At 71.0% G+C, this 13,353-nt stretch carries 13 protein-coding genes; 7 read left to right on the plus strand and 6 right to left on the minus strand.

Translation table 11 applies throughout. The features are described 5' to 3' along the window. Window positions 1–7 precede the first annotated feature (7 nt). On the minus strand, window positions 8–1,003 hold the full coding sequence (gmd, locus tag JOD66_RS07755; RefSeq protein ID WP_204836322.1) for a GDP-mannose 4,6-dehydratase: 996 nt from the start codon (window positions 1,001–1,003) through the stop codon (window positions 8–10). A gap of 36 nt (window positions 1,004–1,039) precedes the next feature. On the opposite strand from gmd, the gene JOD66_RS29420 reads away from it, so the two are divergent. Then, window positions 1,040–2,083, plus strand: a complete 1,044-nt coding sequence (locus JOD66_RS29420) for a glycosyltransferase (protein ID WP_204836323.1) — start codon at window positions 1,040–1,042, stop codon at window positions 2,081–2,083. A gap of 57 nt (window positions 2,084–2,140) precedes the next feature. Continuing rightward, the gene (locus tag JOD66_RS07765; RefSeq protein WP_204836324.1) at window positions 2,141–3,034 is read left to right on the plus strand and encodes a class I SAM-dependent methyltransferase; all 894 of its coding nucleotides are present in this window, start codon (window positions 2,141–2,143) and stop codon (window positions 3,032–3,034) included. Window positions 3,035–3,472: 438 nt separating this feature from the next. On the opposite strand, the gene JOD66_RS07770 is transcribed toward JOD66_RS07765, so the two are convergent. Next, window positions 3,473–4,480, minus strand: a complete 1,008-nt coding sequence (locus JOD66_RS07770; RefSeq protein WP_204836325.1) for a glycosyltransferase family protein — start codon at window positions 4,478–4,480, stop codon at window positions 3,473–3,475. A gap of 126 nt (window positions 4,481–4,606) precedes the next feature. On the opposite strand from JOD66_RS07770, the gene JOD66_RS07775 reads away from it, so the two are divergent. Further along, on the plus strand, window positions 4,607–5,704 hold the full coding sequence (locus tag JOD66_RS07775) for an NAD-dependent epimerase/dehydratase family protein (protein WP_204836326.1): 1,098 nt from the start codon (window positions 4,607–4,609) through the stop codon (window positions 5,702–5,704). Window positions 5,705–5,726: 22 nt separating this feature from the next. Here the strand turns inward: JOD66_RS07775 and JOD66_RS07780 are convergent, their stop codons facing one another. Further along, complete coding sequence (locus JOD66_RS07780; protein WP_204836327.1) at window positions 5,727–6,716, minus strand: GDP-mannose 4,6-dehydratase; 990 nt, start codon at window positions 6,714–6,716, stop codon at window positions 5,727–5,729. Window positions 6,717–6,865: 149 nt separating this feature from the next. On the opposite strand from JOD66_RS07780, the gene JOD66_RS07785 reads away from it, so the two are divergent. The 3 genes from JOD66_RS07785 (at window position 6,866) to JOD66_RS07795 (ending at window position 9,893) form a co-directional block, all read left to right on the plus strand. Continuing rightward, window positions 6,866–7,849 (plus strand): NAD-dependent epimerase/dehydratase family protein, encoded by a 984-nt coding sequence (locus JOD66_RS07785; RefSeq protein ID WP_204836328.1) that lies wholly within the window; start codon window positions 6,866–6,868, stop codon window positions 7,847–7,849. Between the two features lie 14 nt (window positions 7,850–7,863). Beyond that, window positions 7,864–9,090, plus strand: a complete 1,227-nt coding sequence (locus tag JOD66_RS07790) for a glycosyltransferase family 4 protein (protein ID WP_204836329.1) — start codon at window positions 7,864–7,866, stop codon at window positions 9,088–9,090. Between the two features lie 95 nt (window positions 9,091–9,185). Further along, complete coding sequence (locus tag JOD66_RS07795) at window positions 9,186–9,893, plus strand: sugar transferase (protein WP_204836330.1); 708 nt, start codon at window positions 9,186–9,188, stop codon at window positions 9,891–9,893. 31 nt (window positions 9,894–9,924) lie between these two features. On the opposite strand, the gene JOD66_RS07800 is transcribed toward JOD66_RS07795, so the two are convergent. The 3 genes from JOD66_RS07800 to JOD66_RS07810 form a co-directional block, all read right to left on the minus strand. Then, on the minus strand, window positions 9,925–10,650 hold the full coding sequence (locus JOD66_RS07800) for a TylF/MycF/NovP-related O-methyltransferase (protein WP_204836331.1): 726 nt from the start codon (window positions 10,648–10,650) through the stop codon (window positions 9,925–9,927). Window positions 10,651–10,732: 82 nt separating this feature from the next. Continuing rightward, the gene (locus JOD66_RS07805; protein ID WP_204836332.1) at window positions 10,733–12,130 is read right to left on the minus strand and encodes an O-antigen ligase family protein; all 1,398 of its coding nucleotides are present in this window, start codon (window positions 12,128–12,130) and stop codon (window positions 10,733–10,735) included. 74 nt (window positions 12,131–12,204) lie between these two features. Further along, window positions 12,205–12,480 carry a MoaD/ThiS family protein gene (locus tag JOD66_RS07810; protein WP_204836333.1) on the minus strand — a complete coding sequence of 92 codons (276 nt, stop codon included), beginning with the start codon at window positions 12,478–12,480 and terminating at the stop codon, window positions 12,205–12,207. A gap of 131 nt (window positions 12,481–12,611) precedes the next feature. On the opposite strand from JOD66_RS07810, the gene JOD66_RS07815 reads away from it, so the two are divergent. Further along, the gene (locus JOD66_RS07815) at window positions 12,612–13,352 is read left to right on the plus strand and encodes a response regulator transcription factor (protein ID WP_204836334.1); all 741 of its coding nucleotides are present in this window, start codon (window positions 12,612–12,614) and stop codon (window positions 13,350–13,352) included. Window position 13,353 lies beyond the last annotated feature (1 nt).

The raw sequence follows: 13,353 nt of genomic DNA on the forward strand, positions 1-13,353 counted from the left end.
GGACCCATCATCCGTCGATCTCCTTGCGGTGCTGCACCAGGCGGCCGAGGTGCTCGATGTCGGAGTCGACCATCAGCTCGGCCAGGCCCTTGGCCTGCGTCTGCGCCTTCCAGCCCAGCACGTCGGCGGCCTTCGACGCGTCGCCGATCAGTGCGTCGACCTCGGTCGGGCGCTCGAAGGACTTGTCGTAGCGGACGTGGTCCTCCCAGCTCAGCCCGGCGTGCGCGAAGGCGTACTGGCAGAACTCGCGGACGGTGGTGCCGACGCCGGTCGCGAGGACGTAGTCCTGCGGCTCGTCGTGCTGCAGCATCCGCCACATGCCCTCGACGTACTCGGGCGCGTAGCCCCAGTCACGCACCGCCTCCAGGTTGCCGAGGTCGAGGTGGTCGGCGATGCCGAGCTTGACCGACGCGACGCCGAGGGTGATCTTGCGGGTCACGAAGCTCTCGCCACGGCGCGGCGACTCGTGGTTGAACAGGATGCCGGAGACGGCGTACAGGTCGTAGGCCTCGCGGTAGTTGACGGTCACCCAGTGGGAGTAGAGCTTCGCCGCGCCGTAGGGCGAGCGCGGGTAGAACACCGTCGACTCGTTCTGCGGCGGCGGGGTCGCACCGAACATCTCGGAGGTGGACGCCTGGTAGAACCGGCAGTCCAGCTTGGCCGCGCGGATCGCCTCGAGCAGCCGCAGCGTGCCGACGGCGTCGGTCGAGGCGGTGTACTCCGGCAGCTCGAAGGACACCTTGACGTGGCTCTGCGCACCCAGGTTGTAGACCTCGTGCGGCTCGATGTCGCGCAGCTGGTTGCTCAGGCTGACCCCGTCGGTGAGGTCGCCGTAGTGGAGGTGGAGGTCCGCCTTGCCGTGCAGATGGTCGATCCGGCTGCGGTTGAGGGTCGACGACCGCCGGACCAGGCCATGGACCTCGTATCCCTTCCCGAGCAGCAGCTCGGCGAGATATGAACCGTCCTGACCGGTGATTCCGGTGATGAGAGCACGCTTGGTCACGGGGGCACAGTATCGTCGCTGACCGTGCATGTGCTGGTGGATGCGATCCTTGCCCGACCCGGCAGCGTCTCGATCGTCGTCCAGCATCTGGTGCGCGGGTGGACCGAGGCGTTCCCCGACGACGAGCTCACCGTGCTGCTCGGTCCCGACAGCGAGCGCTTCGCCACGCCGGCGTCGGTCCGGGTCTCCGAGCTGCCCGCGTCGGGCCGGCTCGGCCGGCTGTGGTCGCGCTCGGGTGCCGTACGCCGGGCCGCCCGGGAGCTCGACGTCGACGCGGTCCTCAGCTCGGCCCCGGCGAGCAGCCTGCTCGGCACCCGCCAGCCGCGCGGGCTGATCTTCTACGACCTGCGCCACGAGCTGCGACCCGAGCAGTTCTCGCTGCGGACCCGGGTGGCGCGGCAGCTGTCGTGGGCCTGGAGCATGCGCCTGGCCGACGGGATCTTCTGCATCTCCGAGCGCAGCCACGCCGACCTGCGCCGCCGGCACCCGCGGCTGGCCCGCACGGCGGTCACCGCCGCGCTCGGGTCGGACCACGCCCTGGCCTGGCCGCGGCCGGAGCCGGGCGAGCGGCCCTACGCCCTGGCCTTCGGCCATTTCGGCAACAAGAACGCCGACGCCGTGATCGCCGGGTGGGCCGAGTTCGTCGCCGCCCACCCCGGGTGGGTCCTGCGCCTGGTCGGCATGGGCCGCGCCGACCGCGAGGCGGCCCAGGCGCAGGTCGACCGGCTCGGCAGCACCGACAGCGTCGAGCTGATGCCGTGGCTCGACGACGACGCCTTCGGCGCGTGCTTCGCCGGCGCCGGCATGGTCGTCTTCCCCTCCGACTTCGAGGGCTTCGGGCTGCCCGCCGCGGAGGCGCTGCGGCTCGGCATCCCCACGGTGATCTCCGACGACCCCGCGCTGGCCGAGGTCACCGGCGGGTACGCCGTCGTGACCGCATCGACGAGGCCGGCCGACCTCGCAGTCGCCATGGGCCGCGCCAGCGAGCTCTCCGCCGACCGGCTCGCGGAGGGCCAGGCCTTCGCCGAGGCGTTCACGTGGCGTCGTACGGCGGAAGTGGTCCGTTCCGGCCTGCGGTGACCCACGACCTGCTGTACTACCGTCACCCCGTCCCAGCTCCCCCACCCGGAGACGTGCATGACCCACTGCCCTGCCTGCGCGGGCGCCCGAGTCCACACCGCCGTCGCGTCACGCGCCACCGGCCGGAGGATCAGCACCTGCCGTGACTGCGGCGTCCGCTTCTGGTCCGACCACCGGGCAGCGGAGCGGATGGACGCGATCGTCATCCAGAAGGAGTGGTCGGCCGACGACTACGGCGACTGGGTCGACATCAAGCGCGAGGGCGCGGGGCCCGACGCCTGGCGCGAGGCACTCGGCTGGATCGGCGACGCGCTCGGCGAGCGCGGCGAGCGACGTCCGCTCATCTACGACATCGGAGCGGGCGACGGCGAGTTCCTCAGCGTGGCCCGCGACGAGTTCGGCTACGACGTCACCGGCAACGAGATCGTCGCGGGCGCGGTCGAGCTGGCGCGCGAGCGCCACGGCGTGACCCTCGACCTCGGGGACCTGGAGACGCTCGGCCACGTCGAGACCGCCGACGCGGTGACCCTGTGGTGCGTCCTCGCCCACGTCACCGAGGGCGACGGCCTGCTGGCCGACATACACCGGATGCTGCGTCCCGGCGGGGTGCTCTTCCTCCAGACCCCCCACTGGACCGCGGCCGACCAGGCCGCCCACCTGGTCAAGCGCGCCACCCGGGGCCGGGCCAGCCAGGTGCCGGACCGCCGGATCGCCCAGCACCACTGGATCCTGCACACCAGGCGCAGCATCACCGCCCAGCTGACCCGGCTCGGCTTCGTCGACGTCGTCGCGGAGCCCCGGCTGCGCTACACGCTCACCTCGGAGGCCTACATCGCCTCGATGAACCCGCCGGCCTGGTCGGTCCGCCCCGCCGCCCGGCTGCTCGACCGCCTGGTCTCCAGCCCGGTGGCGCCGCGGATCGTGCTCGACGTACGCGCCCGCAAGGGCTAGCCGACCACTGAGCGACTCCGCCGGCTGCGGGCTGCTGGTCGGCGGTGGTCGGTGGTGGTCGGCGGTGGTCGGCGGGCGGTCGGTGGTGGTCGGTGGTGGTCGGTGGTGGTCGGTGGGGCGCTGTAACACGTTGTTCGCCGACCTACCCGACCCCAGACGTCGCGAAAGGGGCTCTGTGCGGGTCAGGTACCACCGGCACGGGCCCACCACAGCAGCGGACAACGTGTTACAGCGCGTTCTCTGAGCCGCGCCCGCTCCGCAGACCGGTACGCCGCTGCGGTGGTCGGGGCGGGCGCTGTAACACGTTGTTCGCCGACCTACCCGACCCCAGACGTCGCGAAAGGGGCTCTGTGCGGGTCAGGTACCACCGACACGGGCCCACCACAGCAGCGGACAACGTGTTACAGCGCGCCCCTGAGGTTCGCCGCCCCGCACCGCTCAGCGGTTCAGCAGCCGCCGCACCACCCGCCAGATCACCGGCTGGGTGATGATCTTGCGCACGATCGCACGCAGCCACAGCGGGCGGATGATGGCGCGCGCGACCCGGGAGATCCAGCTGTCGGTGCGCACCATGATCAGCTCGAGCTCCTCCTCGACCTTCCGGTTGCGCTCGACGGCGGCGGGATGGCGCAGCGGGAGCTCCAGCGGGCGGGCGGGGATCGACTCCTTCTGCGCGCGCACGTTGGTGGCGCCCTCGCCGTAGCCGTCGTTCTCGATCAGGTTGTGTCGAGGGACGGCGGACAGCCCGTTCTGGTTGATGATGGTGACCCACCAGTGGTGGTCCCAGAAGTACGACGTCGGGTCGGCGTCGTAGGCGACCTTGGTGAAGTGCCGGCGGCCCGCCTCGGAGACCAGCGCGTCGGGGTGCGGCGGCGCGGGCACGGCGCGATGGGGCGGAACCAGCCGGCCCGGCTGGTCGACCGGCACGTGCTCCCGGTCGAACAGCCGGCGGTGCGCCTGCCAGCGGTCGGCCCAGCTCGCCCAGCCCCAGATGCTGGCCCAGGTCGCGAAGTCGTAGCTGAGGTCGCCGAAGTAGGACTCCGGCACCTCGTGGGTGTCGCCCGAGATCAGCCAGACCCGCTTGTCGTCGCGGTAGCGCTCGAGCAGCTCCTCGCAGTAGACGAAGAAGGTCGGGTCGGCGATGCAGTCGTCCTCGAGGAAGATCGCCTCGTCCACCTGGGAGAAGACCCAGTCGATGCCGGCTTCGATGTTGGGGTCGAGACCGCGGTTGGTCTCGGCGAAGCGCGGCAGCACCTCGCAGCCCCAGTCGACCTCGTCGAAGAGCGCCCGCACCTGCGCGCACAGCCGGGCGTCGTCGTCGTTGCCGGCGCGCGGGCCGTCGGCGATCACGAACAGCCGCTCCGGCTTGGCCGCCCGGATCGCCGCGAGGGTGCGTCGGGTCAGATCCGGGCGGTTGAACACGAACATGACGACAGGTGTCTGCACCGCGTACTCCTCTGTGGTCGGCGATTCGGGGGTGACCATATCGAGCCCAGGCCGTTGTTGCGGTTGATACGGTCGCGCCCGCTCGACCACTGGTCATCGAGTTTCGCTAGAGGGGACCCCCAACCCATGAACGACTTCTGGTACGGCAAGCGCGTGCTGATCACGGGCGGCGACGGCTTCGTCGCCAGCAACCTGACCGAGGCGCTGCTGCGCCGCGGCGCCATGGTCACGATCACGGTGCGGCACAACCGGCCGGTCCCCACCGCGGCGCTGCTCGGCTTCGACTCCCGGCCGGACGTCGAGGTCTGCGAGATGGACGACTTCACCCAGGTGCAGCGACTGTGCAACCGCCACCAGATCGACACGATCTTCCACCTCGCGGCGTCCGCGATCGTCGCCGACGCGGCGAACGCGCCGATGAGCACGCTCCACAACAACATCCTGCCGACCCTCAACCTGCTCGAGGCGGCGCGGATCAACGACATCCCGCGGGTCCTCATCGCCTCCACCGACAAGTCGTACGGCGACCACGCCGACCTCGACGACCCCGAGCCGCTGCCCTACCGCGAGGGCCACGCGCTGCGCGGCATGGACGTCTACAGCGCGTCCAAGGCGTGCGCCGACCTGATCGCGCAGACCTACGGCTTCCAGTTCAACGTGCCGGCCCTGATCGTCCGCAGCTGCAACATCTACGGCGCCGGCGACCTCAACTTCACCCGGCTGATCCCCCGCACCAGCCTGCGGATGCTCAACGACAAGGCGCCGGTGATCAACCTCGGCAACGCCGACGTGCTGCGCGAGTACGTCTACATCGACGACCTCGTCGACTCCTACCTCTACCTCGCCGAGAACGTCGAGCGGCACTTCAGCGCCGCCATGCCGCGCACCGGCCGCGCGACGTACGGCTGGCCGGCGTTCAACGTCGGCAGCTTCAGCAGCACGTCGGGCAAGCAGCCGAGCGACTACGGCAACATCCGCAGCGTGCGCCAGGTGATCGAGCAGATCGGCACCATCCTCGGCAGCACCCGCGAGCCGGTCACCATCCCGAAGCCCGCGAACTTCATCGAGATCCCCGACCAGTTCCTGGACTCCACCAAGCTCCACGAGTTCGGGTTCACCCCGCGGGTCAGCTTCGAGGAGGGCCTGAGCCGCACGGTCGAGTGGTACGCAAAGAACCAGGAGGCGTTCACCCGCGCCGGCGCGCGCAACGTCCTCGCGGACTGACGTCCGGCTCGCCGGTCGCCGGCTACCGGCGGCCGGCGGGCAGGCGCAGGTCGAGATAGGCCGGCGCCTCCTCGATCCCGGTGCGCAGCCGTTCGAGGTCGGCGGCCACCAGGTGCGCGACCAGCGTCTCGAAGCCGACCCCGGCGCGCCAGCCGAGCGCGGCGGCGGCCGGCTCGGGGTCGGCGACGAAGACCGCGGTGTCGGCCGGGCGCAGCAGCGCCGGGTCCTGCACGACGCGCTCCCCCGGATCGCCGAGACCGGCCGCGGCGAAGGCGAGCGCGAGCAGGTCGGCCAGCGAGTGCGCGACGCCGGTGCCGATCGGCAGGTCGAGCGGGACGTCGTGGGCGAGCTGGAGTCGCATCGCCTCGACGTACTCGCCGGCGAAGCCCCAGTCCCGCTGCACGTCGAGATTGCCGAGGCTGACCGTCTCGCGCCGACCGAGCGCGATCTCCGCCGCGCTGCGGGCGATCTTGCGGGTCACGAAGCGGGTCGGGCGCACCGCGCTCTCGTGGTTGTGGAGCACGCCGCACACCGCGAACAGGTCGTGCTCGGCGCGCGCCCGGCGCACCACGTCGTCGGCCGCGGCCTTGGCCCGGGCGTACGGGCTGTCGGCCGCGCCACCGTGCACCTCGGCGGAGGAGGCCTGGAACAGCCGGGCGTCGTGCCCGCGCTCGGAGCGCAGCCGCAGCAGCGCGGCGACCAGCCGCTCGACCGGCGCGGCATTGGTCGCGGCGGTCAGCTCCGGCTCCTCCCAGCTGCGCCCGACCGAGCTCAGGGCCGCCAGGTTGTAGACCTCGTCGGGCGCTACCTCGACCACCAGCGCCTCGAGCGCGGCGCCGTCGCGTACGTCGAGCGGGCGCAGGTCGACGCCGTCGAGGTAGACCCGGCGCGCGTCGTCGGCGGCGAAGCCCGGCGCGACGGTGCCGACGACGGCGAGGCCGGAGGCACGCAGGGAGCGCGCGAGGTAGATCCCGTCCTGCCCCGCGACGCCGGTGACCAGGGCGGTACGCACGGACGTCACTGTAGTGGCCCGCCCCGTGTGCGTGCCCCGGCCTCCCACTGCCCTCGGAATGGGGGACAACAGGGCGTGACGCTCCCGAGGACGTCTCGTTGGTCACTCGACGCTGGGGGGCGGATTCAATCGACATGAGGAGTGCACGCATGAACTCTGGCGCCGTAGATGTGCTCGTCGCCGGCGGTGGCGGCTTCATCGGAGGTCACCTCGTTGCCGACCTCCTGGCACAGGGCAAGACGGTGCGTTCGGTCGACGTGAAGCCGATCGACCAGTGGTACCAGGTCCACCCCGAGGCCCAGAACTCCGTCGGGGACCTGTCGCTGCTGGAGCAGGCCGAGGCCGCCACAGAGGGCGCCCGCGAGGTCTACATGCTCGCCGCCGACATGGGCGGCATGGGCTTCATCGAGAACAACAAGGCGCTGTGCATGCTGACGGTGCTGACCAGCACCCACATGCTGCAGGCCGCGCAGAAGTACGACGTGGAGCGCTTCTTCTACTCGTCCTCGGCGTGCGTGTACGCCGCCGACAAGCAGACCGACCCGGGCGTCACGGCGCTCAAGGAGTCCGACGCCTACCCGGCCATGCCGGAGGACGGCTACGGCTGGGAGAAGCTGTTCACCGAGCGGATGGCCCGCCACTTCCGCGAGGACTTCGGCCTCACGACCCGGATGGCCCGCTACCACAACGTCTACGGCCCGGAGGGCACCTGGACGGGCGGCCGCGAGAAGGCCCCGGCCGCGGTGTGTCGCAAGATCGCCGAGGCGGTCATCTCGGGCAGGCACGAGCTCGAGATCTGGGGCGACGGCGAGCAGACCCGGTCGTTCATGTACATCGACGACTGCGTCAAGGGCTCCCAGATGATCCTGGCCAGCGACGTCGAGGACCCGATCAACCTGGGCTCCGCCGAGCTGGTCTCGATCAACCAGCTCTACTCGATCGTCGAGGAGATCGCCGGCATCAAGTGCGAGCGGAAGTACGACCTCTCCGCCCCCCAGGGCGTGCGCGGCCGCAACTCCGACAACACGATGATCAAGGAGATCTTCGGCTGGGAGCCGTCGATCAGCCTCGCCGACGGCCTCGCGCAGACCTATGCGTGGGTCTATGACCAGGTGAAGCGGGCTCAGGGCTGACCGGCGGACGCGCGGTGCGGATCCTCGTCCACGACCACAGCGGCCATCCCTTCCAGGCCGAGCTCAGTCGCGAGCTCGCCCGGCGGGGCCACGACGTCACCCACTCGTACGTCGAGGGCTACGTCTCCGGGAAGGGGCGGCTCGAGGCCAGGCCGGGCGAGTCGATCACCTTCGAGGCGATCGGCGGCGCCAAGAAGGTCGACAACCAGCGGATGGCGCGACGGCTGCTGCGCGAGGTGCGCCGCGGCTTCGAGCTGGTGCGGCACGTCCGCAAGGTCGACCCCGACATCGTGATGCTGTCCAACGTGCAGATCCCCACCCTGGTGATCTTCGCGTTCGTGACGGCACTGCTGCGGCGCCCGTGGGTGCTGTGGCACCAGGACGTCTACGCCGTCGCGGTGCGCTCGTTCACCGGCAGCAAGCTGCCGAGGCGGTTCGCCCTCGTCGCATGGGCCTTCGAGGTCGCCGAGCGCTGGTGCTCGCGGCGGGCCGCGGCGATCGTCGTGATCGCGCCCTCCTTCGTGCCCGTGCACGAGGAGTGGGGCACGGCCGACAAGGTCACCGTGATCCCCAACTGGGCGCCGCTCGACGAGATCGTCCCGACCGAGCGCAAGAACGACTGGGCGATCGAGCACGAGCTCGACGACGTCGCGACCCTGGTCTACTCCGGCACCCTCGGCCTCAAGCACAACCCCGCACTGCTGGTCCGGCTCGCGCGCGCGGTGCACGACGCCGGCAAGCCGGTGCGGCTCGTGGTCGTCAACGAGGGCCCGGCGGTCGAGGTGCTGCAGGACGAGGCGCGCCGGCTCGACGTACCCGTCACCCTGCTGCCGTTCCAGCCCTACGAGCGGCTGCCGGAGGTGCTCGGCACCGGCGACGTGCTCGTGGTGCTGCTCGAGCAGGAGGCCGGCGCCTTCTCGGTTCCGTCCAAGACGCTGTCCTACCTGTGCGCCGGGCGGCCGGTGCTGGGCCTGATGCCGGGCGAGAACCTCGCCTCGTCGCTGGTGACCCGTGCGGGCGGCCTGGTCCTCCCGCCGGCCGACGGCTCGCTGCGCGAGGCGGCCGACTGGGTGAGTCGGGTGCTGGCGGACGCCGACCTGCGCGACGAGCTCGGCGAGGCCTCCCGGGACCTGGCCGAGCAGGAGTTCGCGCTCGAGGGCTGTGCGACCAGGTTCGAGCGGCTGCTGGCCGCTCAGGTGGGCGCGCCGGTCGGTGATCGGCGATCCCTCGCAAAGTTGTGAGGAGACACGTATCTCATCGGTCACTCGGTCGTTGAGAGGTTCGCGGGATCGCCTCACCCGCACATTCGGGGACACATTCTCTGTGGAGGTCACTGGTGAAGAAGCGGGCGTTCGACGTGATCGTCATCTGCCTGGCTGCCGTGGTGTGGGTGCCTGTCGTGGCGCTCTCCGCGATCGCCGTGCTGGTGCTGTCCGGTCGACCGATCTTCTACAAGTCGCGGCGCTGGGTCGGACCCGGCACCGCCATCGAGATGGTCAAGCTGCGGGTGATGGTGCCCCATGCCAACAAGGTGACCGCGCCGGTCGAGGCCGGCCGGTTCCTCAACACGCCGCCCGACTCGCCGCTCTACACCCCGATCGGGCGCCTGCTCGACCGGCTGGGGCTCAACGAGATCCCGCAGTTCATCCACGTGCTGCGCGGCGAGATGAGCATCGTGGGCGCCCGCCCGCTCACCGACGTGGTCCGCACCGCCCTGACCGAGCAGCACGGTGACATCGACTCGCGCTGGGTGACCCCCGCCGGCCTCACCGGCCTGCCGCAGCTCATCGGCCGCCACGGCGTCGACGACCAGCAGCGGCTGGCCCTGGAGTCGGCGTACTCCCTGCGCTCGGCCACCGCTCCCAGCGTCCGGCTGGACTTCATGATCCTGCTCCACACGGTGCTGATCACCTTCGGCCTGCGCCGCCCGATGACCTTCGAGAAGGCCATGCGCCTCGCCGAGCCGCGGCGCCGCCACCACCTGCACGCCCCCGAGCTGGCTCCCCAGCGCTACGTCGGGTCGGCCGAGGCCGACGTCGCCTGACCCGATCGGTCTCGTGCGGGCCCGCGGGGGCTCAGCGCATCCGGATCGCGATCTGGCAGAAGTAGTGCCAGGCCGAGGCGAGCACGTCGTACTCCCGCACGTACGCCGAGCAGTAGTGCTCCAGGGCGGCGAACTCGTTGAGCACCGAGGAGAACTCGTCGAAGATGACGATGGTGCCGGGGACGAGCAGCGCGTCGAGCCGGGTCAGCACGTAGAGCGTCGAGGAGTAGAGGTCGGCGTCGATGTGCACGACGAGCTGGCGCTCGGGGGTGCGCGCGGGGGCGAAGGTGTCGAGGAAGGGGTCGACGCTCTCCTGGAACCAGCCCGGCACGAAGGTGACCCGGCCGTCGTCGATGTCGGGCAGCGCGCCCTGGACGTCGAAGTGGGCCTTGTCGATCTTGCGGTCGAACCGCTTCCACTCCTCGGGCAGGCCCTCGAAGGAGTCGAAGCCGTAGAAGCGCGAGTCGGGGTGGGTGTTGAGCTCGGCCCAGTGGCGCAGCGAGCTGCCCTCGAAGACCCCGAACTCGAGGTAGTCGATCGGCTGGTCGCCGATCAGCTCGGCGTGGACGTGGTCGTACATGTCCTCGCGGTCGGGGAACGCGGGCGTGCCGACCGGGACGTGCTCGCGGCGCCAGGTCTCGATCTTCGGCAGGTTGACGATCGTGTCGAGGCGCCGGCTGTCGCGGCCGACCCGGGCGATCGCGACCTTCGACTTGATCCGGGCGTGCGCCAAGGCGCGCTGGACTGCGGTGGGCATGAACGTCACTCCAGGCGGCAGTGGGGGGGTGGGGGGCCGCTTCGTAGGCAAGCATATGCTTGCTCGCCTGAATTGGTGAACCCTATCCGCGCCGGTCCGCGCGCTCGACCGCGGTCTCGACCACGTGCTCGTCGGTGTCCTCGTCGGTGTCTTCGTCGGTGTCCGCGTCCGCACCCTCGCCGCGCGCCGGCAGCCGAGACTGGATGGCGAGCAGGATCGCCGGTGCCATCGGCGCCCACAGGGTGCGGTCCTCCAGCCCCGGGAAGGTCGGCGTGATCGCCACGAAGGCCGCCACGACGTAGCACAGGCGCCGGTTGGGATGGTTGCCGAGGACCGGGCGGGCCAGCGTGAACAGCACCAGCAGGTAGCCGATCAGGCCGAAGATCCCGACGCTGGTCGCGACCCCCAGGAGCACGTTGTGGACGTAGAGGGCGTCGGCGAAGCCGTTGCCGATCAGCGGGTGCTCGAAGAACATCTGGATGCCGAAGTCCTGCGCCTCGCTCCGCGCCCGGTCGGCACCCAGCGCATCGGCCGAGCCGGCGAGCCGCGAGATCGCCGAGCCCTCGCCCGACTCGCCGATGATGAGCGGCAGCGAGAAGACGAAGAGCGCACCGAGGATGGCCAGGACGAAGCCCTTGACCGCCGAGCGCTCGATGATCGGGATCAGCAGGATCAGCCCGGCCATCACCGCGGTCGCGGCCCGGCTGCCGCTGATCAGCACCGACACGCCGCACGCGCTGGCGGCGAGCGCGACCAGGACCCGGTACCAGACCGCGTCGTTGCGGCGCCACAGGTACATCAGCGCCGCGAACGCCATCACGCCCGCGCCGCCGAACTCGTTGGGATGGTGGGAGAGCCCCTGGTAGCGGTTGCCGACCGCGCCCCCGACCGGCGCGTACAGGATGCTCACCATCTGGCCGGCGACATAGCTCCACAGGAGCAGGTCCACCATCCGCCAGCTGGGCGCCCACGCCGCGAACAGGACGAGCAGGCCCAGGATCACGACCAGCCACTGCGCGAACTGGAGGGCACTCATCAGCGGGGCCGCGGCGGCGGCCGTCGCCACCGTCCCGGTGACCAGGATCAAGGTGATGCCGACGACGTACGTCAGCGGCAGGCGCAGCTTGCGTCCGAGCAGGGTCGGGAGCAGCAGCATCACCGCGAGCCCGAAGAGCAGGTCGGTCGGCGTGATCGGGTTGGAGGGCCCACCCGGCGAGAGGCCCCGGTTCATCGGCGCCGTCGCGTACGCCGCCATCATGCCCAGGATCGCGACCCGCTCGCGGCCGAGCACCGCCAACAGGAACACGAGGATGGCGACGAAGGTCGCCAGGACCGCGGCGATCGGACCGAGGGTGGCCGCCGCCGCGAGCGCCGCCGCCACCAGCACCAGGAACACGCTGACGAGCCGGCGCTCGACCACGCCGGTCGTGCCGTCGGCCGCTCTCACGCTCGGCGCGCGCGTGGTGGTCTGGTTCGGCACTGGTCTCCTCGTCGGGTCCGCTGTCGTCGTACCGTCAACGGCCCGACGGAGTCTAGTGTCACGTCCGAGCTCGATCAGCCCCCCGCGAACGGCGGCAGGAACTCGACGGTCTCCCCCGGCTCGACGACGACCGCGGCCGGGTCCGAGGAGGACACCGGGCGCTCCCCGACGAGGACCGAGCAGACCCCGACCACCTCGGACAGCCGGGTCCCGGGATGGCGGCCCATCACCTCCGCGCGGAGGTCGGCGAGGCTCACCGGACCGGCGACGGCGACCTCCTCCTCCGCGATGCCGGCGGCCGCGCGGGCGGCCGCCCAGTAGCGCACCCGGATGACCTGCGTCTCACTCACGTCCTCGCCTCTTCCCCGTTGCGTGCATATTTCGGTATCGTCCCTCACCAGAAAACTGGCCGTTGCTCAACGTTGCGTTTCGGTCTCGACTCGGTACCGCCGCAACGGCCGGTGCCGGTGAGGAGGCCAGAGTGAGCACTCTCCTTCTGCTGACCAGCGCGCTGCAACCCTCGGCCGAGGTGCTGCCCGGTCTCGCGCTGCTGGGCCATCAGGTGAGGATCCTCCCCGCCGAGGGCAGCGCGCTGCTCGACGCGCCCGACGCGGACCTGCTGCTGGTCGACGGTCGCCAGGACCTCGCCGGTGCCCGCGACCTGTGCCGGCTGATCCGCACGACCGGGACCGACGTCCCGGTCCTGCTCATCGCGACCGAGGGCGGCCTGGCCGTGGTCAACCACGACTGGGGCATGGACGACGTCGTGCTCCACACCTGCGGCCCGGCCGAGCTCGAGGCCCGGATCCGGCTCGCGATCGGCCGGCTCACCGCGGCCCGCGACGCCGCCGACCCCGACGCCCACCTGATCCGCTCCGGCGAGGTCGTGGTCGACGAGGCGACGTACACCGCCAAGGTCGGCGGGCGCACCCTCGACCTGACGTTCAAGGAGTTCGAGCTCCTCAAGTTCCTGGCCCAGCACCCCGGCCGGGTGTTCAGCCGCCAGCAGCTGCTGCAGGAGGTCTGGGGCTACGACTACTTCGGCGGCACCCGCACCGTCGACGTTCACGTCCGGCGGCTGCGCGCCAAGCTCGGCCCCGAGAACGAGACGCTGATCGGGACCGTGCGCAATGTCGGCTACCGGTTCGTGCTTCCGTCGAAGGAGTCCGCCGCGGAGGCGGACGCCGCCACCGTGGCGGAGCGGGACCAGCAGGACGCCTGAC

It is taken from the genome of Nocardioides nitrophenolicus (genome assembly GCF_016907515.1).
GTDB classification, from domain to species: domain Bacteria; phylum Actinomycetota; class Actinomycetes; order Propionibacteriales; family Nocardioidaceae; genus Nocardioides; species Nocardioides nitrophenolicus.

What these genes read in the sequence shown, in the direction of transcription:
- JOD66_RS07785 (WP_204836328.1), top strand. Translation starts at nt 6,866, where the DNA reads ATGAACTCTGGCGCCGTAGATGTGCTCGTCGCCGGCGGTGGCGGCTTC.
- JOD66_RS07765 (WP_204836324.1), top strand. Translation starts at nt 2,141, where the DNA reads ATGACCCACTGCCCTGCCTGCGCGGGCGCCCGAGTCCACACCGCCGTC.
- JOD66_RS07775 (WP_204836326.1), top strand. Translation starts at nt 4,607, where the DNA reads ATGAACGACTTCTGGTACGGCAAGCGCGTGCTGATCACGGGCGGCGAC.
- JOD66_RS07800 (WP_204836331.1), bottom strand. Translation starts at nt 10,650, where the DNA reads ATGCCCACCGCAGTCCAGCGCGCCTTGGCGCACGCCCGGATCAAGTCG.